The organism is Xenorhabdus ehlersii, assembly GCF_003610465.1.
In the GTDB taxonomy this organism is placed as follows: Bacteria; Pseudomonadota; Gammaproteobacteria; order Enterobacterales; family Enterobacteriaceae; genus Xenorhabdus; species Xenorhabdus ehlersii.
Genome location: NZ_RAQI01000001.1, coordinates 230,784 through 252,997 on the forward strand (window position 1 = coordinate 230,784; position 22,214 = coordinate 252,997).

Genomic DNA, 22,214 nt, shown 5'->3' on the forward strand with positions numbered 1-22,214 from the left:
CATTATGGCTACTTCATCAATTTTTTTGGATTTTAGTTTACTTAAAAATAATGCCCATTTTCGCGCTATCTTTATTGCCCGTATGTTATCTGTCTTTGCATTAGGAATGCTGACGGTTGGGGTTCCTGTCCAAATGCAGTTTCTGACAGGATCTACCTTACAGGTGGGAATTGTGGTTGCACTGGACGGAGTCGGTATGTTCATCGGCTTAATCTTAGGGGGAATACTGGCTGATCGTTATGATAGGCGTAAACTCATTTTGTTTGCCCGTGGTACTTGTGGTATCGGTTTTGTCGCACTGAGCTTTAACGCATTTTTAGACTCTCCGTCCCTGTATATGCTCTATTTTCTTTCTATTTGGGATGGTTTTTTTGGTGCGTTGGGTATGACGGCATTAATGGCAGCCATCCCCAATTTAGTCGGGCGGGAAAATCTGGCTGCGGCAGGCGCCTTGAGCATGATTACTGTTCGCATAGGTGCCATTATTTCACCGGCATTGGCAGGTATTATTATTGTTGCTGGTGGACCGGGATGGAACTTTGCTGTTGCAGCAATCGGTACATTAGCCACATTGTTACCCCTGATGAGGCTTCCTGAAATGAAGCCTCAGCCAAGTAAACAAGAGCATCCAATCAGTGCTTTGATAAGCGGAGTGAAATTTGTTTGTCAGCATAAGATTGTGGGCAGTGTCATATTGGTGGGGATGATGATCAGTATCGCAGGCGCTGTTCGTATTCTGTTTCCTGCATTATCTCAAGAAGTATACCACCAAGGGCCGTCAGCAACGGGCTTGATGTATTCCGCTGTTCCTCTGGGAGCCATGCTCGGAGCCTTTACCAGCGGTTGGATAGGACGAAGTAACCGGCCTGGTGTTCTGCTTGTTATATGTGCTCTGTGCTCTTTTATCACGTTATCTATGCTAGGGATCGTCACCAATATCGTTCTGGCATTACTTGTGTTGGTTTGTTATGGATATTTGAATGCATTCGCATCCTTACTGCAATTTACCCTTGTTCAGAGTCATACACCGGATCATTTATTGGGGCGAGTGAACAGTTTTGTCACTGCTCAAGATGTTACTGGTGATTCTTTGGGGGCATTGGGATTAGGTTTTATGGGACGTTTGCTATCTCCGGTAATCACCGTCTTTTCGTTTGGAACTGTTGCTGCACTTACCTGCTTGTTGCTTGCAGCAGTAGTAAAACCTTTACGTCATTCTACACTGCGTGACCGCATGCCATTATCAGAAACAAACACCTTAGAACATGGGCCTCAGCAAAGTGATAATTAATTGAAACCATAGTTAACGGAAATAACACCATAACATGATGTGTTGTGGTGTTGTTAAATATTATTAAAATAAAGGATAATAAAATGTGGCATTTTATGGTGTGCATTGGTGATGTAAATAGTGTAGGTGATGGCTTTGATTAAACCCGCTTTATTTTGATAACAATCTAAAAATCAGCACGCCTTTTTAATCTGTCTCTGCTTTTTAGACAACTATCACCTTGATGGTTTCAAGCTGCCTACACAATAAAAAACATAAGAGCTGGCATTTTTGCAAATCAACAATGGATGGTGACTAAAATGAATAAGAAATACAGAATACCTTGGAACCCTCTGACGTCCACACGTTTATCAGTCAAAACCCAACCACGAGTACTTTATCACGCTATCGCTTGCTGTTTGGCCGCGGCCAGCGCAGGAGCCTATGCGGAAAATTATGTTGAGAAAGGGCGGAGTGGCGATCCTGCCAGTTGGCGTTCCAGTGAGTTTTTGAGTCAATGGGGGCTTAGTGCAATTCATGCTGATGAAGCTTATGCCAGAGGTTATACCGGTAAGGGGATCAAATTAGGAATATTTGATCAGGTAGTTTATGCCAAGCATCCTGAGTTTATGGGAAAAGGCAAGGTCACTAACTTAGTGACTTCTGGGATACGTGAGTATACCGATCCCTATATTCCGGTGAAGAAAGGTGATCCATTCACCTATGATGGCACGCCGTCCGTGGATAGGTACGGGACGCTAGGAGCACATGGTGTCCATGTTGCAGGCATAGCGGGGGGTAACCGAGAGGGCAAAGAAATGCATGGTGTGGCCTATAACGCCCAAATACTCAGTGCGGATAACGGTGATCCTGGTCCTGAAGATGGCATTATCTTAGGCAATGATGGTGGTGTTTACCAGGCTGGTTGGAATGCGTTGATAGATAGCGGTGCTCGTATCATTAACAACAGCTGGGGAATTGGTATTGACAGGGAGCTTGAGAGGGGTGGGAAAGATCCGAACGCAGCCCATTTTACTTTAGCTGAGGCCCAGAAGCAGTTTGATGCAATAAAACCGATTTTGGGTACAAAACCTGGTGGTGCATATCAGGGCGCAATTGATGCGGCTCGTAGCGGCATTGTGACAATTTTTGCTGCTGGTAATAGTAATAACTACAGTAATCCAGATGCTATCGCGGGCTTGGCTTGGTTTGTACCAGAGATTGCACCAAACTGGCTGACAGTCACTAGTTTGCAAAAAGATCCAAATAGTACCAATAGTGTGCCTTATTCCATCAGCGATTTTTCCTCCCGCTGTGGCTATACTGCCAGTTTTTGTGTCAGTGCACCTGGTAGCTGGATATATAGCTCAGTTATTAAGGGAACAGGAATAGACAATATAACTACCGGCTATGACAGTTACAGAGGGACTTCAATGGCTGCGCCACATGCTGGTGGTAGTATTGCGGTATTGATGGAGCGTTTCCCATATATGACCGGCGATCAAGTAGCTTCCGTGCTTCGCACTACGGCTACTGATATGGGAGAAAAGGGCATTGATGCGCTTTACGGCTGGGGATTGATCAACCTCGGTAAAGCAATAAATGGCCCTGGCATGTTCTATACCGCAGAAGATATCCCTGAAAAATTCCGTATTCCAGATCCTGACGGAGTGGCCTACGGCAAGGGTCAGTTTATTGCTGATATTCCGGGTGTTGGTGCTGTGCTCGATAAGGGTAAACCAACTGAACGTGTCTGTGATGCGGGTCAGTGTGCTCAGGATCAATGGAGCAATGATATCAGTGGTCATGGTGGATTAACCAAACAAGGTAGAGGTGGGCTGACTCTCAGTGGCCAAAATACCTATTCTGGCCCAACGCTGGTCAAACAGGGATTACTAAATGTTAGTGGTAGTGTCTCTTCTACCATTTCAGTAATGGAAAGTGGCATTCTTGGCGGGAATGGTACGGTGGGGGCGCTCAATGTGCAGCGTGGCGGTACTGTAGCACCAGGTAACTCTATGGGTACGCTTAAGGTTGCCGAAAAAATTACCTTTGAACCCGGTTCTCATTACGCGGTTGAAATCGCTTCCGATGGGCGCAGTGACAAAATTCAGGTTGAAAAAAGTGCGCAGATTGATGGAGGAAAAGTTACCGTTTCTCTTGAGAATACGGGTAACTTGCTTTCTTTTGAAGACGTGCGAAGCCTGACTGGTCAGCAATACACTATTCTTAGTGCGAAGCAGAATATCAATGGTCGCTTTGATGATGTTGTCCCGAATTATCTCTTCCTTGGCACAGGATTGTCTTATCAGCCTGGAGAAGTCACTCTCCATATTGGGCGTAATGAGACTGCTTTTGTCGATTTTGCTAAGACACAGAATGAACGTGCAGTAGCTGCTGCCGCTGATACCCTTGATAGGGGTAATCCGGTTTACGAAAGTATCTTAGCCAGCAGTTCTGCGGAGCAAGCTCGATCTGCGTTCCGTCAGCTTGATGGGCAAATCCACGCTGATATCGCGTCTCAGTTGGTTAATGACAGCCGTTATTTACGTGATACTTTGAATTCTCGTTTGAGTCAGGCTGAAGGCCGTTCATCTTCGCCCGATATTCATGGAGACAGGAACGGTGCATGGGTTCGGCTACTTGGTGCATGGAGCCACGCTTCTGGTACAGCGAATGCGACGGGCTATCAGGCTTCCAACTATGGTTTATTCCTTGGTGCGGATGCTCTTATTGATGAATACAGCCGTCTTGGTATCGCAACTGGTTACACCCGTACTTCCCTTGATGGCGGCAACAGTGCTACTGCTGACAGTAATAACTATCACCTCGCTCTTTATGGTGATCGTCAATTTGGTGACTTTATTTTGCGTGCCAATAGCGGGTTCACGTGGCACCGTATTGATACCAAACGCTTTATCAGCTATGGCAGTCAGCGTGATAGTGAGAATGCCAAGTACAGTGGGCGGACAACACAATTATCCGCTGAACTTGCTTACCATCTGCCGACAGGGGCTGTGAATCTGGAGCCATTCGTTAACCTGGCTTACGTCAATTTCCGCAATGAAGGTATTAACGAGAACGGTGCCGCAGTCGCACTTCACGGTAACAGCCAACATACTGAAGCAACTCTCTCCACATTGGGATTGCGTGCCAATCATAGCTGGCAGGCTGCATGGGGTTCTTCAATTACCTTAAATGGAGAATTAGGTTGGCAACACCAATACGGTGAGCGTGAACGGGCAACAGGTTTATCGTTCCGTGGCAGTAACACAACATTTGTGACTCGTAGCGTGCCTGCCTCTCGTGATGGTGTGGTGTTAAAAGCTAATGCGGAGATGAATGCAAGTAATAACGTCTCATTCACGCTTGGCTATAGTGGATTGCTCTCCAGCAGTCATCAGGATAATAGTATGAATGTCGGTTTTAGATGGCAATTCTGAGGATGGGCGGGATGTAAATATTCGATAAAATATGTGGAGTCAGTCATGCTGGCTCCACAATATTTGTGTGGTGAATATTTTTTATGGTTTTATTGTGGGGTATTAAATGCCGTTTCTATTAATGTCCTTTAATTTTTACCCACTCAGTTAACTCCATAATTGAAGGGTCTCATTTTTACTTCGTGTTGGTGTAACTATTTTCATGTCTAATCAGGTTATTTAACACCGTCAGTTTTTTGATTGTTACTCTAATTATCTTTATTTATATTACGGCTAGGAATTTGTTTTTCCTTACTTCGTGTTGTTTTTTAGCAAGGCGGGAGCATGAATGTTTACTTATTATCCAAGGCTTGCATGTGAACTTTTCATAAACAAATTGAGTTCAAAAAAATCCTAAAATAGATCTGTCGTTTTCAAAAGGCAATACCACAGCCTGTCAGAACTCAGTAGCACTCGATTGCTGAAGTTGTGTGGCTGGTGGTTTAAGCGGCTTCTAAAAATGGATCATACCGATTCAAGATTGGCGTCTTGCGATGGGTCGTTAAATATGCTCAGCAAACTCTTCTCCGTTAATGCTTCAGGTTATAACGAAGATAATATCTTTGATGTTACCACTATCATTCTGTATCTTGCGAATATCAGTGAATATGATGCTTATCACTGACTGTTAAATCAGAATCCAGTTTCGTCAATGGAAATTCAAGAGATTGTGATGGTTACTATTACATTTGCAATTATTTTCACAACAATAAGTTAACAATTATTATGACATACCGTTTATCATCTAAAGATATTTGGGCATTGGGCTTTATGACCTTTGCCTTATTCGTCGGGACAGGAAATATCATCCCGCCTATGGTTGACCTGCAAGCGGGTGAGTATGTTTGGAGCGCTGCTGCTGGTTTTTTGCTTACAGCTATGGGCCTAGGTACATGTGCTAACACTGTATTTATTCGGGGGTTAGCATGAGTCAACAATGGACATCCCGTCTGGGGCACATATTAGCCGCAACCGGATCTGCCGTTGGCATTGGTGCCATCTGGAAGTTCTCGTATGTTTCAGCAACAAATGGTGGTGGTGCATTTCTGGTTGTATTTTTATTGTTTAGCTTTGTGATTGGATTAGCGGTTCTGTTAGCTGAAAATATGCTGGGAAGCAGTACGGGTGAAGTGGCCGTTAATGCGTTTAAAAAATTACTTGGTAAACACTGGGGGTGGGTTGGCCTTATAGGTGTATTCAGTTCATGGTGTATCTATAGCTTCTACAGTGTTGTCGGTGGTTGGACCATAGGCTACACGGTGATGGCAAGTACAGGAAAGTTGAATATTACAGACATCTCTCAACTGACATCTATTTTCACCAATTTCATCAGCAATCCATGGTGGCCGATAATCGCACATCTGGCATTTTCAGGGCTAACCTGTTTCGTTGTATTATCTGGTGTGCAGAAAGGTTTGGAAAAATCAGTTAAGGTCATGATGCCGCTGTTATTCTTGATCATGATAGTGTTAATTATTATCGGCATCCGTTTACCGGGCTCATCAGAAGGGCTAAAATTATTCTTATACCCAGATTTCAATAGTTTGACCGGAAAAGGTGTTTTAGATGCATTAGGGTTGGCATTTTTTTCACTGTCTATCGGTTTAGGTATCCACATTACGTACAGCTCCTATTTGCCTAATAACAAAGGTATTGGTAAATCGAGTATCTGGGTTGTAATCCTCTCCTGTTTGGTCTGTATATTGGCTGGTCTGATGATTTTTCCTGCTTTGGCTGCTGCTGGTTTAAAACCAAATGCGGGCCCCGGATTAACGTTTATGACGATGCCAATTTATTTCGCCAGTCTTCCTGGTGGCTCAATCTTAGCAGTCACTTTCTTTTTATTGTTATTAATGGCCGCGCTGACCTCAGCAATTTCATTACTTGAGCACATTGTTGCTTATGTTCAGACGCGTTTTCAATGGTCACGTCGTAAAACAAGCTTAATAGTCACGGCATCGATTATGTTAATGGGGATCCCTGTTTCCTTATCTTTTGGCCCCCTAAGTCACGTCACATTAGGTGGAAAATCCATCTTCGACATGCTGGACTTTATTACTTCCAATGTTCTCATGCCATTATTCGGGATTATCATTTGCCTCGTATTTGGTTGGTCACGTAAGGTCAATGCACTAATACCGGATAATATGTCATCGCGGAAACGTCAGTGTTTACGGTTTGTATGGCGATATGTCGGACCTTTATGTATCGGGGTGATTTTGGTACACGGACTTATTTGATTGTGTTAAGTATCATCTTTCATTCATTTTTATTTGATAGAGAATGATGCTGCAATTTTGTAACACTGCTACATTTTAGGTAAAAATTTAAACGGGCGAGTTTATCCACCAAAACCGCCCGTTAACCATCATAAAAATGCCTCGAACCGATTTTAATCCTCCAATTTTCCTAAGACACTCAAATGTTTGATAGAAAATTTCATATGGAGTTTGGATTCACATAATGAATGTTTGACTAATCAAGTCGCTAATAACTGATTAGCGAAATTAAGTTAATTAACCCGCATTCTGGATAAGAAATTGACGTGAAGCCTGTTCCAGGAGCCATGTTTTGGTACATGCCGAAACAGCTCCGGGAAGGAACAGGTCATGGACAAGTTAGTTGAAATTTTTTGTGGTGTCGACGATTTTTGCCGTTTTTTTATCCCGAAGTGGGAGCAATTTTGTCTCGATAACGGATACCTGCTTCCAAAAGTGCGCAGATGTACCGCAATGCTTGCTCTCCCTTGCAGGCTACGGGAGTTAATGAGATGGTCTTCCCCACCTTGTGAACCATACTCTTTATAGAGTATTTTTTCTGGAGAGTCCATCATGCAAAACGTCACCCTTATTGGTATCGATCTCGGCAAGCATTCTTTCCATATCCATTGTCAGGACAAATTCGGCAAGACTATGCTGCGTAAAAAATTTACCCGCCCAAAATTAATGGAATTTTTAGCTGGGTGTACATCGACTACCGTCGTGATGGAAGCTTGTGCGGGTGCACATTTTCTGGCTCGTCGGATCGCTGATTTAGGCCATGATGCGAAGCTGATATCTCCGCAGTTTGTTCGTCCTTTTGTCAAAAGTAACAAAAATGATTTCGTTGATGCAGAGGCGATATGTGAAGCGGCATCACGCCCCTCAATGCGTTTTGTCCAGCCGAGAACGGAGACGCAACAGGCGATGAGAGCACTGCATCGTGTCAGAGAATCACTCATCAAAGATAAGGTAAAGACCACTAACCAAATGCACGCCTTTTTGCTGGAGTTTGGTATCAGTCTGCCAAAAGGCGAGGCGGTCATTAAACGGTTATCTCTGGTTCTGGCAGAACACGACGTGCCCGATTATCTGAGCCGTTTACTGATGAAATTACATGCCCACTACCTTTATCTTGTCGAGCAAATAACCACGTTGGAATTAGAATTAAAACAGTCCATCAAAGCGGACGATGCGACTCAACGCATGATGACAATACCGGGGGTAGGACCCATTACCGCCAGCCTACTTTCATCCCAGCTTGGTGACGGAAAACAATTTTCATGCAGCCGGGATTTTGCGGCTTCGATGGGGCTTGTTCCCCGACAATACAGTACAGGGGGAAAACCGACTCTGCTGGGTATCAGCAAACGCGGCAACAAAAATTTGCGCCGATTGCTGGTTCAATGCGCCCGGGCGTTTATGATGCGGCTTGAGCATCAGCATGGGAGACTTGCCGAGTGGGTTCAGGCACAACTGAGCAAGAAACATTCGAATGTGGTTGCCTGTGCATTGGCTAATAAGCTGGCAAGAATAGCCTGGGCAATCACTACTCGACAAAATGAGTATCAGGCCTAATAGAGGCTGGCTGATTCAATAACTTGATGATTAAACAGTGAAATACACGTTACCTATCTGGTTTTGCGAAGACTGATTATTGATGACATGAACGGCCAATCGGCCTGATGAATAACCTAAGAAACAAAATGGCTCATTGAAGCCGGGGAGTTTTTAAGGTTCATCAGGCGCAGAACTCATCGTGGCGCGGGTATCCATACTCATAGAGACGCCGGATAGATTTAAGCAAGCCAACCATACATCAAAATGAGTGTTGCAAAAACGGGGAAGACCATAGATTTTGTTCGCCAACCGAAGGCGATCCTGGCATCTTTATTTTTACCTGAATTTTCGCGCATATTCCGATAATCCCCCCATATTCCGCCAAAACCAGCCAAAAAGTGGATTTAATTCGTTAATTAATTTGATTGATTGATGTGTAGAATAAATGTGCTTTGCTGTTCAGCTACGCATTTTATCTCGCTGGTATTCAGCATAATACCGAAGCCCAATTGATAAAACATAAGTTAAATTCAATGAAAAGCGAAAAGGAATCGCTTTATCTAAAAGAGCGCGCTTACCTGCGAGAGCTGGCTGAGCACATCGCGAAAGAGTCGCCGCATCTGGCTGAATTTCTGGTTTCCTCTCATGACCCTGATATTGTCCGTGTTTTCGAGTCCTTTGCGTTTTTGATTGCCAATCTGCGGGACAAGCTGGAGGATATCCAAAAAATAAAGATTGAGCTAACAGAATCACTGAAAAAGATTCAGGATAATATCAGATGTCTCCAGTTTGATATTATTGGTTTTAGTCGGGGAGCAGCGGCTGCCCGCCATTTTGCCAACCGGGTTTTTAATCGTGATCCTATTCTGGTGCAGGCCTTAACTGATGGTTTTAATCAACGACGTTACCTGAATAAGTCCACGTATCCTACAGGGAAAAGCCGTTTTCTGGGTATTTTTGATACCGTTGCGGCGATGGGTACACTCAGAAATGGACTTAACCCTCATACCGCTGATACGGGCGATGTTTATATTTGTTTACCTGATGGCATAGCAGAGCATATTTTCCATATTACGGCCATGAATGAATGTCGTTATAATTTCTCTTTAAATAGCATTAAGCCTGATTACCCGGAATTGATATTCCCCGGCGCGCATTCCGATATTGGCGGGGGCTATAACCCGATGGAAACAGAACGGTTATTTATCACCCGGCCACGTAGCCTTACCGTGGATGAAAGTACCCCTAATAACGCCACCTGGATATATAGAAAAGCACAGGAAGAATTATCTCAGATAAGAAGCTATCCGGCTATTGCCCCGTTATTGCACAACAACGAGGTGAAAGTAGAAACGTGGCAAAATAACCAGTTTTACCCGCGTAACGAGCTGGAACGTTTTCAAAAACAAGTAGCATCGGCGACAGTGCTGTATCGGGAAATCACCAATGACTGGTCTAAAGTAGTCATGCTGGTCATGCAGGATGCCGCACAAGAGTCTGGTGTGATTTTTAGTAAACCCAGCGATAAAGATGACGATTATAAACTACCCTCAGAGCTTACTGCATTGGCAGAAAAAGCAATCAATCAAGGGCGTGCTGTTCGACAAGGCCAGTCATTAATTCCTTTTAACGCAGAAGAGTTAGCCTTGATCCAGACTAAATACGTCCATTGCTCATCACACTGGAATAGTGTCGGGGGACGCTTTCAGTTCTGATGCAATAATAAACGCCCCTTTTTTCTGGCTGCCGGACAGTAATTTTTTATCTCCATTGGGTTTGATGATCTGCGCGCCGGTGATTTTTTTATCCAGTGTTGTCAACGGCAATAAAACCGAATTATCAGACAATACAGCAAAATCCTGATGGAGTAAGGCTCACCGGTACTGATGAGACCGGGCAACAGGCTGAACTGACCTTGACGGTTCACACCTGGTTTGAGCGCTCGGGCCTGACAAAAGACTTTTATTCTCATGCGAAACAGCTTTGCCAATCACTCGGCAGCCGGATTGCCTCCAAATATGTCCTCGAACGGCTCTATGAGGAATGGGGGAACTTTTATCTCTATGATGGCTGGGCGCGGGAATTTTACGTGACCTCTACGGATTACCTGGCGGCCAGCTCAGGTTCCGCAGAGCATCAGGCGAAATGGGCGTTTTGGGCAGAAACAGACCGGTGGATGCGAAATGCCTGGGCGATGACGGCATTTGCGTGTGGTAAGCAGCAGTACTGAATAGCATGTTCCATTATTTTACCTATAAGAGAAATGAGCGGCTGTTTGGGCAGTCACTTGAAACGCCGCTATTTTTTCTTTGTTTTGAATGCCTTTTCTTGGATACGGCATCACATCCAGTGGTGATCCTGATTCAAGCACAGGTTCCCCCCCAAAAAAAATTATTATCACTTCAAGTAGTTATCTCTTTGGGACAACAAATTTTCTCGAGTAATCCGTCTCCATGCATGACGTTTTTTTTCATCCCTGAGCTGACAGATATCAATCGATTGATGGGGAGTTCTTAACGGATTATTCCCCCTCACTAATAAAAAAGGTAGTTAAATATAAATATTGGTTATTATGATGAAGGGAAATATTTCATTTATATAAGTAATGTATTAATAATTAAAAGCACTCATGGTGACGACATAGTCAAATAAATTTAACGGTATAATAAAAAACCTTATTCAATATGAAAAATATTACACCGCAATAAAATCGTGGGCCAATATTTCATATCGGTGAAAGTGTGTTAATTATCACATTTTAATGTAATTGAGAAATCCCCATTTCATTTGCAGAATAAAATTGAAACAGAAGAAAAGACAAGTGCTAATAATAATGCGGACATAATGCAACCATTTGTTTTGTATGTAAATAAATTGAAATAAAATATGGTTACCATGCTAAGTGTTTTAAAATTCCGTCAATGGGTTATTTTTCAGGTAAAAATTCAAGAGTAAAATCACATTTTTAACGATAAATAATATATCATTGAGTTTTCGATCGCTTTCTCACTACCAGCATAATGTATAAAAATACGCTTTACTGTCATTAATCAATGGAATAAAAACAACTATGTTTAAAAACAATAAAGGGCATGATATGAGAAAAATGGATAATCTGGAGTTTAGAATATTACAACTTCTCAGGAAAAATCCTTTTCTCGCCCAAAAAGAAATCGCTGATACTATTGGCATTAGTCGTTCAAGCGTTGCAGGATATATCCTTAACCTACAAAAAAAAGGGCATATAAAAGGAAAAGGATACATTTTTTCCAGTGGAAATTATGCCGTAACGGTGGGGGCTTCCAACATGGATATTACCAGCTTCGCTTCGACTGAATTATTAAAGAAAGATTCCAACCCAGGGAAAACAAAATATACGCTAGGTGGTGTCGCCCGAAATGTGGCGCATAACATTGCCGCGTTAAAGAATGACAGTTATTTAATTTCTGTTTTTGGTGATGATTCATATGGAAAAAGATTGTTTAGAGAAACCCGGTTAGCCGGTGTTGATCTTAGCCATTCTCATAAACTCAATAATGAAAGAACTTCGATTTATCATTCAATAGTTGATAGTCATGGTGAACCGCACACTTCCGTGAGTGATATGGATATTTTGAAAAAACTCACGCCTGAGTTGCTAAATAAATCTAAAGCGCTTATTGAGCGGGCCGGCATACTGAGTATCGACTGCAATTTGAAAGAGGATGCTCTGGAATGGTTATTTAAAAACTCAGGTAATGTGCCCATATTTGTTAATCCTGTCTCGTCATATAAGGCGGGCATAGTACGTAACTGGTTATCCTATATTCATACTATCAGACCCAATCGGCTGGAAGCAGAAAAAATCAGTGGCATTAAAATTAACTCAATAAAAGAGGCTAAGTGGGTCACATCATGGTTTCATGAACAAGGGGTACAGCGGGTAGTTTTAAGTATGGGCGCTGACGGTGTTTACTACAGTGAGTTAGATTATATATCGGGTCACTCTCCGGCATTTCCTGTTGATGTTGTCAATAACACGGGTTCCGGTGATGCAATGATGGCAGGGTTAGTTCATTGCGCGTTGGCAGGTATGGACTTTAAGGAAAGTGTATATTTCGCCCAACGTTGTGCTGCACTTGTCCTGTCTACTGAATTAACACATTCACTAACCCTGTCTCCATTTGCTGTTGATAAGTTACTGCTATTAGATCCAATAACAATGATGAATAACCAACAAATATCATAAAAATAAAAAATGAGAATGTTAGTATTGTGGCTAGGGCCGGGCTGGACCCGGCATTTTTTTCAAAGTCCATTCATGTCAATGTTTATGTCTGATTGAATTTAATCCAATCGTCATGTGGAAGGAATGGGGAGTGAGCTTAAAACTGGCAAACAAGTCCGGTATGGACACAATTTTGTAGGTAATTATCCCAAAAACCTTGAGGATAACGCACTAAATCGCTGTCCAGGACCGTAGGTTTTTTCCAGCTAAAATGATCGAATCCTGCTTTTTTAAGCGCTTTTTCATAGCTTTCACGGCTCCAACGATAAAACGTAAAAGGGCTTGGGGGGGTTGACAGAAATTTTGCCTGGTGACGGAAGCCATTTTTCCAGGGCTCTTCGCTCAAAATCTTAAAACCATAATTCTCACAGTTTCCGCTTTCTAACCGATAATCAGGTGATGCCATATAAGCAATTAATTTGCCGGAAGGTTTTAAATGATCAGCGGCTGCCTGAAACATCGTTTCCAGTTCTTCTGTGGATTCTGCATAGTGGAATAAAAAAGCGGCGATGACGATATCAAATTTTTCATCTAATTTCATCTCACATACATTTTGTACATGGAACTCAATATCATCACCATACAGTTTTGACTTGGTTTTAGCGAGTTCAATCATTTTTTCAGAGATATCGACGCCAACCACTTTTGACGCCCCACGGCGGTGAAATTCCCGCCCAAAATAACCATACCCGCAAGCTAGATCCAGCACTGACTTTCCTTGTATCTCACCGACCATGTTGAGTATATCCTGAAGTTCAGACTGTCGTTGGGCTACCGTATTGGAAAATTGTTCGTAATGTTCTCCAATTGAATCATAGCTTGCTTGCTCTTCCATTATTATGGCTCCTGATAAAAAATAAAATAAGGGTACTATTTTATAAGGATAAAGTATCATGGAATAATGAGATATAATTATTTTTGTAATGTGATTAATTTTACACGATAAACAATCTGTTTAAATTAAATCAGGAATAATCAGATGTTGCTCTATTCAAGCGCATTGCCCCATTTTAAGCTGAGAACCCCTTGTCTGTGATGAAAACTGAGTATAAAAAATAAGTCGCTGTCAAGGCGCATTTCCCCGAACAGGCTCAAATAGAGTTAGCTGGTGAGAAAATGTAACATCAATGAGAATCAAGCGGAAAGTCAGACTAACTTCCGCTCATATAATTTCGTGTTAGTGTCAGGCACGCAGTTTATTTTGACTGGCAATCAGTTTTGCGCCGCAAGCTGTGCTCATACCTTCCAAGGCAACCTGTTTGCCCTGATACTTTAAAGACTCACTCCCTTCTATTATCGGGAATGTGTCTTCACATTTTGGGCAAACAACTAAATCACCTTTTCCAGCAATGGGAACTCCTTGATAAACATAACCATCAATGGCAGTGATCACTTTACCACCATGATCGGTCGTATCATTTAACCGGATAACTGGTTTATTTGACATATTTATCTCTCTGTAATCATCTGCAATATTTTCATTCTATTGAAGATAGTATTTTTAAATAATCTTTGGTTTTATTTTCTATTTCTATGATTAATGAATCAACATCAGAATGATATTGTTTTAACAACCTTTCATTGAAATGAGGAAAGAAAATATCCTGATCGAATTGATGTCCTAATAAAAACATTGTTAATGTTAAAAACGCTGAATAATTGGCATTTTTTATGCCATATTGATTGGATTTTTCAACACCAAATTGAATGGATTTATTGATATTATCTTGTTTAATATATCGATATTTTTGTGGAAAAAGAGAATTTAATAGTGAGTCTACATTACTTTCATAGGTATTCCATTGAACATTTAAGCGTTCAATATTGATATTTTGAAATTTAAATATACTGGTTTTCAGATATTCATCTTGTTCGCCATGCACTTCATTAAAATATCGAATGATCTCATGATAAAGTAAACTTGTTCTTTCTAATTGCCCAAGGCAGGAGTGATTATCTAGGATCGTCTTTATCCATACATATTGTGGGTCAGTTTGAAATTCGGTACCAAATAAAATAAGCATATCAATATAAAACTGAACAGTACCGCGTTGATCAAATCCATCGTTTTTCGATTTTTCTATTGCGTTTTCCAGCGCTGTCCTCAATTTATCTTCACCTAATTTTATTTTAAGATAGGGATAGGATTCATTACAATGTACTACCAGTTCATCAATAAATGAATTGAATGAATGTTTTTTTAGCATATTCCATTGGTCTTCATTAATTTCTATTGTCATATTTATGATATCTCCGGTCACAATAACTAACGCTATAGTTGCTGGTAAAATACGTTTTTAATAGAATTTAAAATCCAACAACTATGTCTTTGTTTAATTTATTGTTTGTATGAATCAATCTTGCCTGCAAGATAATCTCTATATATTAGAGTGTCTTTATTATGTTTATGCCATTCATTTTCTCTGTAAATAGAGTCGAAATGGTCGTACACATACTCATTTCCATATTTTCTTCTCATTACTAATAGTTCATATTTTTTTCTTTATAAGGAAATTTAATCAAAAAAAAGTCTAGCACTGGCTTTAATGATTCTTCATCAAATTTTGTGTATATGTATTCATAATTCATTTTATTTTGCATTAATTGCAAGAATTTTATAGCTTCCATATCTTTTAATACATTTAATTCGGGGAATTTTATTGAACTATCAATTTCATCCTGTAATGTCATTGTGATACTCAGCGTATTCAAATTTTCAATAGGAACGAATTTCTTATTAATCAAATAAGCATCATGAACTTTAATATACTGCGAAGATTTCAGCCATTCACTGGCATCGAACCAGACCTTTTTACTAGGAAACTCAGACGAGTTTACATCATATGAAGTTACCCTAATATACATTTGAAATTTTTGCATATACATATAATAAGCACCTGAAAAAAATAAAGTGAAAATTGTCAAAATTGCTATCTTAACAATAAGCTTTTTTTTAAGTAAATTCATAAAATCCACTCTATTGGATTATAATTTTGCAGACCACTTTTTAGTCCTTTTGGCGAATTTCCTGTTCCCGGTAATCGCCAGGTAGCATTCGGTGCAATAGGGCCTCCACCGTGGTCTTCGTTGTATTCTCTTGCCTTCAAACCTTCATTACGTTTTTTCATTATGTCATAATCTTTTGGTTTTTCTGGTGGTTTGGCGTTTTTGTTCCCTTTACTCAATTCATAATTATAAGCTCTGCGAGCTGCTTCATATTTGTCAATTACTTTGCTATATTTTCTCGCCTCTTTAATCTCCTTTCCCGTTCCATAAACGATGTCATAGAGAGAGCGCATCTCAAATGCTTTGACCCCAACATCCCAGGCATTAGCCATTCGCTGTGCCGGGCTTTTATCCTGCCCCGCATTTTTTCCTGTAAAATCGCTACCATCCACCGAAATTCCTGCCCGGCAAGCGTAGGTTGTTATTTTAGCATCAGAATCAAATACCGACTCATACACCTTTTTAATTTCGGCTGGCCCAAATTTCCCTTCTTCCACATTCTTTCCCTGATAATGAAAGGTGGCACAATCAATCACGCCATGACAGAAAAACACCATCTCTTTGATTAAGCGTTTCTTTTGTTTTCTTTCATTTATAATCCTAATGAACATCGGTACATCTGTTACATAGCGGACACGGGCACCTAATTTTTGAGCATAGTCATTTATTCTTTGACGATCCATGTCTGTATATCCCTGTGAAAACACAATTATAATTCGTTGTACAGCATAATCTCCCTGACTTGCTTTAGGAAAAAGCTGCAACTGATGTAACCCACAATTAATAAAACGGTATTGATTTCCCATTGATTCTTCAAACCCTCTTGTAACACCTCCCAAGCTGAAATCCCATGGCGCTGTTCTGGCACCTACCACAGTAATATAATCATAACCACTGATATAAGGCTTCTCTGTAGTTGGATTATTTATATTTGTAATCAGGCTGATTTTTCTTTCTTCTAGTACTACAGTCGTACGCTCCATTGTGGCATGATAGCTCATGATATATTCTTCCTGAAAATAGGGGGAGGTGTTCAATGCACTCACCTGTCAACCTTTGGGAACAAGAACTGCTCTCATTACACACGCGTCTGACACCGTTATTTCACCATGCCAGTCCACAGCAACGCAGCCTCGCCTATCTCAGGGGATTACTCAGTGATGTTGAGCGTAAAAATAGCTGGCAACTGGCGGAATGGTTGGGTGAACACTCGCCTGATGGCATTCAATATTTTCTGGAACGCGCCCGTTGGGATGCCGAAGCGGCTCGCGATATTTTACGCGACTATGTGACTGACCATCTCGGTGATGAGCAAGGCATCCTCATCATCGATGAAACCGGTTTTATCAAAAAAGGGACCCATTCTGCTGGCGTCCAACGCCAATATAGCGGTACTGCCGGACGGATAGAAAACAGTCAGATAGGCGTCTTTCTCTGTTATGCCGGTCAGGGCGGCCATGCCTTTATTGACCGGGCCTTATATCTGCCTGAACAATGGACAGATAACCGGCCCCGCTGTAAAGCCGCTGGCATTCCTGACTCGGTCACCTTTGCCACCAAACCCCAACTTGCCCAACAGATGTTGGAACGCGCATTAGATGCCGGCGTCTCTTGTCGTTGGGTGACCGCCGATACGGTGTATGGTCAAGATCGTCGTCTGCGGTGCTGGTTAGAATCCCGATATCAACCGTTTGTACTGGCGATCCCCAAAAATGAACGTGTGTGGAGGCAAGGGCCCAGATATACCAGCGCCGACAAGGTTGTGGACAGTCTGCCATCTTCGTTTTGGGAAAAACATTCCGCGGGATTGGGGACAAAGGGAGAACGTTGGTACGACTGGGTCCGGGTGCCGCTTTGGCGTTTACAACTCAGTGAGGAAGAGCGGGATTATGGTCATTATCTGCTGGTTCGGCGCAGCCGGGATGAGAAACAAGAGCGGGCTTATTATATCGTCTATGCCCGCAGAGAACAGGCTGACCTGAAAACCCTGATTCAGGTGGCAGGGCATCGCTGGGAAATTGAAAGTGGTTTTGAGGAAACGAAGGGGGAATGTGGCCTGGATCATTATGAAGTGCGGCAATGGCACAGTTGGTATCGGCACATTACCTTATCGCTATTAGCTCATGCGGTGCTGGCGGTCTTGCGGATACGGGAGAAAAAAAACACCGGCAGGATTGGTAGCCCTGAGTATCCCGGAACTGCGTAAGCTGTTGTCAAAATTGATGGAAAAAACGGGAGAGGCAGTCGAACAGATTTTACATTGGTCAGACTGGCGGCGGCGACACCAATACTATGCACAACAATGTCATTACCGTCGTCGGAATAACCCTATGGTGACAGAGCAATTACGGCTGTAGTACTAGGCTGTGTCCCTTAATGTAAATTGATAGTATTCTCATCTAAACTGTTTTCAATATGGGAAAAAGATGATGGCACGCTACGACATTCCTGATGACGCATGGATAGTGATAGAACCTTGTTTGCCCCCAGTCCATTCAGAGCGAGCAGGACGTCCACATGTTGAACACCGCCGTGTGATGAATGGGATGTTCTGGGTCTTGTGCTCCGGGGCACCGTGGCGTGATTTACCTGAACGCTATGGCCCTTGGAAAACGGTCTATAACCGATTTAATCGCTGGTCAAAATCGGGCATTATCAACAAGATATTTAATCGGTTACTGTCCATTCTGGATGAAAAAGGCTTGATTGACTGGGCTGAAATTTGCCTGGATGGCAGCAATATTCGTGCGAGTAAAGATGCCGCAGGCGCGAAAAAAAACATCCCGATATCACTGACGATCATGCGCTGGGTCGCTCACGCGGTGGTTATGGCACCAAAATCCACCTGGCAACCGACGGAAAGGGTTTTCCCCTCAACCTGATGTTGACCGCTGGGCAAGCTCATGAAAGTCAATCCGCCATCCCTTTGCTCGACGGCATTGGTATACAACGCAAAAATGGTTTCATGAAACGACGTGGCAAAGCCGTGCTGGCAGACAAAGGGTATTCGAGTAGAAAGCTCCGCGGTTATCTGCGTAAATTGAGGATCAAAAGCGTTATTCCTTATAAAATCAATGAAAAAGGCAGTGCTGATGGTCGTACGCAATTTGATGAACAGGCTTATCGTGACCGCAATGTTGTCGAACGCTGTTTCGGTTTTCTGAAAGGAAATCGGCGTATTGCAACCCGTTACGAAAAAACCGCACGAAACTATTTGTCCATGGTGAAATTAGGCTGTATTCGACTCTTTTACAGGCGGTTATCTAATTAAGGGACGCAGCCTAGCAGAAAATAATATAAACACACAACTACCTGAGAAATAATAGTGGCAAAAATAACCCCCATCAGTCCTAGTTTGAAATAAATAACAAAAACTAAATTTAAAATAACATTTAACCCATTAGCAATTACTCCCGCGTATAAATTATATTGCGTTTTTCCCTGAGCCATGCAAATAGCACTGAGTGAAAACTTGATTGCCATAAACCATAGTGCAATAGAAATATATTTAAGATACTCACCAGCAAACAGCACTTCATTATTCTTTAATCCCATAGACTCAGCTAATGGAAAAGAACCTAAAAATAACACTAAAAATACAATAAAACCTAAGGAGGCATTAATAACTAAAATACCACTCCAATTAAGATTAAGCTTTTCTAATTTCCCAGCACCAATAATTTGCCCACCTACATTAATTGCTCCCTGAGCCATCATCATAAATAACAGAACAAAAATGACAAAGATGGGAATAATAGCGCCAACCGATGCGGCCATCGTCGTTGAAACATGACTCAAAAATAATGAATCAACAAAAAATATCGAAAATGATAATAACATATCGATAAATATCGGAATCGCCAAACTCCAAATCGAGAATGGCAATACAGATGACTTATTATCCATAATGAACTCCTACACTATATTTTAAAATATTATTTATACGCGGCCCTAAAGGCCGCGTTAGCAACACCCAATATTCATTTAATAGGTATCAATCAATTGCCTAATATGGTTTTCAACCTCTTCTCTTGTGCCAAGCGTTTTATAGAGATGGATACGGTTGCGTACAACATCACCTCGATTCCATAACTCATAAATATCCTGTCGGCTACCAAAGGCATCCGCTACCATTTCCCAGGCAAAGCGAAACAGGCGTGATTTAAAATCAACGCTGCATGATTTCCCTCGCATATAACGTTCGAGGAACGGCCGTAGCTCCGGTGTCTCCAGATCTCGAGGTGATGGCTGCATGATTATCCCTGCCCCAGAAATCGTCCGCACAATCTCATTGATACGACCGCTAATTTGCGCCGCAAATGTATCCGGTGCCAGTGTAGAAGCGGGTGCCAATAACCCGGAATCAGTCACTTTGGCTTCGACATTCATAGCAACCAAAGAGTGCCGGATAAGTTCCAAATACGCACTGAGCTCCCCGAGCTGATTCTGGATTTCCCTGAATTCATTCACGCCAATCGACTGACTAATCAGCGACGCAACTCCCAAGAACGTACGCAGACGGTGATAAAAACGGATCTGCCCGACGTACAGTGCCCAAGCGTTTAAACGGAAGAACCCTTCAAAAGCCGTTTCAGCTTCTTCAAGTAAGAAAATACGATCATTGGGAATGAAGACATCATCAAAAAACAGCATGGCATCTTGTTCATCAAACCGCTCGCTCAATAGATGCTGGTGACTGCTTCCCCGCTTAACATGAGCCTCACGGCACAGTATATGCAACCCAGGTGTTTCCATTGCTACGCTAACCAGACGACGTAATCCTTGTGTTTCCGCAGAGCGTAAGACGGCGACATATAAATCAGTGCCTCATGGCAAAACGGTGCGAGCGTTGCCAAGTTCTTAGCACCTCTAACGACTATGCCATCTTCCCGTTTCTCCACCACTCGCAACCCACTTTCCGGGCACTCCTCCAGCGTTGCTGAACGATCAATCTGCGGGTCGCCTATCGCGTGAGTGAGGCTAATGTCATTTTCACGGCAATAGAGGTAATAACGTTCAATATTCTCCTTAAAGCGAGGATTAACCTGGCCTGCATGGTGGCGAAAGTCATATAGCCCCACAACCACATTCGACATAAAGTCCGGCACCCGCGGAACCATACCCAGCGTGTGCTCCATCCATAGATGGCTGTCCTCCCAGCGCGTTGATACCCGCTATCGCCTGTGAGTGCAATTTCTCGGGTTGTGAACGGCCAAACCAGACGAGTGTGACACCGTAATGCTCCGCCAGATAGCGGCTAATTTGTTGCCCCACCACACCGGCACCGCCTACCATCAGGTAAACGCCCCCCTGACGGAACGGCTCTTTAGTCGCCGCAGACAGCGTTTCTACCGGTACAATGTCCCTCCGCAGTAGACGATCCCCACGTAAAAACAGTTCGCGATTCTCCAGCCAATTCCCGTTTACATACAGATTGGTATATAGCTGGCTAAAGGCCGGGCTATGGTCAGACCAGTCTCCATCCAGCAAGGTTAACTCAGCTTTTGGATATTCTCTTACTAAGCTGCGGAAGTAACCGGACAGCGCTCCCGAATTAGACACTGCTTCCTCATCCAGCTGTACGTTCTCAGCGAGCCGGGTAAAAATACGCAGCTTCGTGTTATTCTCACGCGTTGCCTGTGCAAGTTGATGCAAAAGCGCCAATTCCTGTCGTGCTGATACCGGCTTCACACCAGAATCCTGCAATAATCCGATACCCCAGAATAGTACCTCGTCCAGTCCGTTGATATGCTGGAGACAAAGCGGAATATCGGTGGGCTTATCTGCATCTAATAGCCACTCTTGGTCGCTCAATAACTGTGTCCTTTGAAGACTCATGGTTGATATTGCTCCCTGAGTGCGCGGGCTTTTGCCACATCCGCGGTGCCATACACCACCTCCCTATCATCAAAGACCACGGCCGGATACTTTTTTACGCCTGATTGCCATGCCTGCACCACAGCACGGTAAGCCTTGATCAGTTGTTGCTCCTGCTGACGCCATTGGGAGGATTGCAGTATCACCTGTGCCTGAATAGCGGCTTGCTGCGGATTGGCGGAAAGTTGGGCAACGAGTTGCTTTTGCTGTTGTTCAGCTTCATCCAACCAGACGATGTGACTGTCCGGCATCAGATTCACCGGCGGGTGCTGACGGTCAGTATACACCACTGTCCCCGCACTCCCTGCCCCACTCCATCCCAGCAAAAACACTAAATACAGCTTTTTCATCCTCTCCGCCCCGGTTGCAAACCCTCAGACCAGCGTGAAGCAAGCCACGGTAAAAGTCAGCCCGTAACTGATTTTCCGAAAATGAAAATTAACGCCCCGATTCGCTGATGCAGTTCCGACAAACCAAGGTAATAACAGCCCGGC

The 22,214-nt window shown here is 42.8% G+C and carries 19 protein-coding genes and 3 pseudogenes; 12 read left to right on the forward strand and 10 right to left on the reverse strand.

The window, feature by feature from the left end:
- Positions 1 to 4 precede the first annotated feature (4 nt).
- The 9 genes and pseudogenes from entS (at position 5) to BDE27_RS01065 (ending at position 12,798) form a co-directional block, all read left to right on the forward strand.
- On the forward strand, positions 5 to 1,291 hold the full coding sequence (gene entS / locus BDE27_RS01020; RefSeq protein ID WP_099130726.1) for an enterobactin transporter EntS: 1,287 nt from the start codon (positions 5 to 7) through the stop codon (positions 1,289 to 1,291).
- Positions 1,292 to 1,590: 299 nt separating this feature from the next.
- Positions 1,591 to 4,713 carry an autotransporter outer membrane beta-barrel domain-containing protein gene (locus tag BDE27_RS01025; RefSeq protein WP_099130725.1) on the forward strand — a complete coding sequence of 1,041 codons (3,123 nt, stop codon included), beginning with the start codon at positions 1,591 to 1,593 and terminating at the stop codon, positions 4,711 to 4,713.
- A 765-nt stretch (positions 4,714 to 5,478) separates the two neighbouring features.
- Positions 5,479 to 5,640: pseudogene (locus BDE27_RS01030) on the forward strand (branched-chain amino acid transport system II carrier protein); the annotation flags it as partial.
- 38 nt (positions 5,641 to 5,678) lie between these two features.
- The gene (locus BDE27_RS01035) at positions 5,679 to 6,992 is read left to right on the forward strand and encodes a sodium-dependent transporter (protein WP_099130724.1); all 1,314 of its coding nucleotides are present in this window, start codon (positions 5,679 to 5,681) and stop codon (positions 6,990 to 6,992) included.
- A gap of 369 nt (positions 6,993 to 7,361) precedes the next feature.
- Positions 7,362 to 7,460 (forward strand): annotated as a pseudogene (locus BDE27_RS01040) (IS982 family transposase); the annotation flags it as partial.
- A gap of 123 nt (positions 7,461 to 7,583) precedes the next feature.
- Positions 7,584 to 8,588 carry an IS110 family RNA-guided transposase gene (locus BDE27_RS01045; RefSeq protein WP_099134140.1) on the forward strand — a complete coding sequence of 335 codons (1,005 nt, stop codon included), beginning with the start codon at positions 7,584 to 7,586 and terminating at the stop codon, positions 8,586 to 8,588.
- A gap of 515 nt (positions 8,589 to 9,103) precedes the next feature.
- Positions 9,104 to 10,285 (forward strand): T6SS phospholipase effector Tle1-like catalytic domain-containing protein, encoded by a 1,182-nt coding sequence (locus BDE27_RS01055; RefSeq protein ID WP_143707547.1) that lies wholly within the window; start codon positions 9,104 to 9,106, stop codon positions 10,283 to 10,285.
- 95 nt (positions 10,286 to 10,380) lie between these two features.
- Positions 10,381 to 10,800 (forward strand): hypothetical protein, encoded by a 420-nt coding sequence (locus tag BDE27_RS01060; RefSeq protein ID WP_244208651.1) that lies wholly within the window; start codon positions 10,381 to 10,383, stop codon positions 10,798 to 10,800.
- Between the two features lie 840 nt (positions 10,801 to 11,640).
- Positions 11,641 to 12,798, forward strand: coding sequence for a PfkB family carbohydrate kinase (locus tag BDE27_RS01065; protein WP_099134061.1), 1,158 nt, complete (start codon positions 11,641 to 11,643; stop codon positions 12,796 to 12,798).
- 136 nt (positions 12,799 to 12,934) lie between these two features.
- Here the strand turns inward: BDE27_RS01065 and BDE27_RS01070 are convergent, their stop codons facing one another.
- The 5 genes from BDE27_RS01070 to BDE27_RS01090 all read right to left on the reverse strand — a co-directional run bounded on the left by BDE27_RS01070 (position 12,935) and on the right by BDE27_RS01090 (position 16,844).
- Positions 12,935 to 13,672 carry a class I SAM-dependent DNA methyltransferase gene (locus BDE27_RS01070; protein ID WP_099134060.1) on the reverse strand — a complete coding sequence of 246 codons (738 nt, stop codon included), beginning with the start codon at positions 13,670 to 13,672 and terminating at the stop codon, positions 12,935 to 12,937.
- A 348-nt stretch (positions 13,673 to 14,020) separates the two neighbouring features.
- Entirely contained in the window at positions 14,021 to 14,284 is a 264-nt protein-coding gene (locus BDE27_RS01075; RefSeq protein ID WP_099134059.1) for a PAAR domain-containing protein, read from the reverse strand.
- A gap of 31 nt (positions 14,285 to 14,315) precedes the next feature.
- The gene (locus BDE27_RS19715; RefSeq protein ID WP_244208652.1) at positions 14,316 to 15,077 is read right to left on the reverse strand and encodes a hypothetical protein; all 762 of its coding nucleotides are present in this window, start codon (positions 15,075 to 15,077) and stop codon (positions 14,316 to 14,318) included.
- A gap of 241 nt (positions 15,078 to 15,318) precedes the next feature.
- Positions 15,319 to 15,804, reverse strand: a complete 486-nt coding sequence (locus BDE27_RS01085; protein ID WP_099134058.1) for a hypothetical protein — start codon at positions 15,802 to 15,804, stop codon at positions 15,319 to 15,321.
- Positions 15,801 to 16,844 carry a hypothetical protein gene (locus BDE27_RS01090; RefSeq protein ID WP_244208653.1) on the reverse strand — a complete coding sequence of 348 codons (1,044 nt, stop codon included), beginning with the start codon at positions 16,842 to 16,844 and terminating at the stop codon, positions 15,801 to 15,803. The genes BDE27_RS01085 and BDE27_RS01090 overlap by 4 nt, the downstream gene beginning before the upstream one ends.
- 35 nt (positions 16,845 to 16,879) lie before the next feature.
- On the opposite strand from BDE27_RS01090, the gene BDE27_RS01095 reads away from it, so the two are divergent.
- The 3 genes from BDE27_RS01095 (at position 16,880) to BDE27_RS01100 (ending at position 19,114) form a co-directional block, all read left to right on the forward strand.
- The gene (locus BDE27_RS01095) at positions 16,880 to 18,049 is read left to right on the forward strand and encodes an IS701 family transposase (protein WP_120211290.1); all 1,170 of its coding nucleotides are present in this window, start codon (positions 16,880 to 16,882) and stop codon (positions 18,047 to 18,049) included.
- Positions 18,050 to 18,053: 4 nt separating this feature from the next.
- Entirely contained in the window at positions 18,054 to 18,200 is a 147-nt protein-coding gene (locus BDE27_RS19270; protein WP_167450507.1) for a hypothetical protein, read from the forward strand.
- 72 nt (positions 18,201 to 18,272) lie between these two features.
- Positions 18,273 to 19,114 (forward strand): IS5 family transposase gene (locus BDE27_RS01100; protein ID WP_120211323.1). Its coding sequence is split into 2 segments (ribosomal slippage): positions 18,273 to 18,615 and positions 18,615 to 19,114, totalling 843 coding nucleotides; the frame shifts between segments, so codons are not numbered across the junction.
- Here BDE27_RS01100 and BDE27_RS01105 read toward each other — a convergent pair.
- From BDE27_RS01105 to BDE27_RS01120, 5 genes and pseudogenes are all read right to left on the reverse strand, one after another.
- On the reverse strand, positions 19,111 to 19,749 hold the full coding sequence (locus tag BDE27_RS01105) for an MATE family efflux transporter (RefSeq protein ID WP_099133995.1): 639 nt from the start codon (positions 19,747 to 19,749) through the stop codon (positions 19,111 to 19,113). The two genes, BDE27_RS01100 and BDE27_RS01105, sit on opposite strands and share 4 nt — an antisense overlap.
- Before the next feature lie 78 nt (positions 19,750 to 19,827).
- Positions 19,828 to 20,496 carry a 4-hydroxyphenylacetate 3-hydroxylase family protein gene (locus tag BDE27_RS01110; RefSeq protein ID WP_244589813.1) on the reverse strand — a complete coding sequence of 223 codons (669 nt, stop codon included), beginning with the start codon at positions 20,494 to 20,496 and terminating at the stop codon, positions 19,828 to 19,830.
- A 12-nt stretch (positions 20,497 to 20,508) separates the two neighbouring features.
- Positions 20,509 to 20,981, reverse strand: a pseudogene (locus tag BDE27_RS19555) (4-hydroxyphenylacetate 3-hydroxylase N-terminal domain-containing protein); the annotation flags it as partial.
- The gene (locus BDE27_RS01115) at positions 20,911 to 21,681 is read right to left on the reverse strand and encodes a KR domain-containing protein (RefSeq protein ID WP_099133994.1); all 771 of its coding nucleotides are present in this window, start codon (positions 21,679 to 21,681) and stop codon (positions 20,911 to 20,913) included. The pseudogene BDE27_RS19555 and the gene BDE27_RS01115, both read right to left, overlap by 71 nt.
- Complete coding sequence (locus BDE27_RS01120; RefSeq protein WP_099133993.1) at positions 21,678 to 22,070, reverse strand: TIGR03757 family integrating conjugative element protein; 393 nt, start codon at positions 22,068 to 22,070, stop codon at positions 21,678 to 21,680. Before BDE27_RS01120 ends, BDE27_RS01115 begins: the two co-directional genes overlap by 4 nt.
- Positions 22,071 to 22,214: the final 144 nt, after the last annotated feature.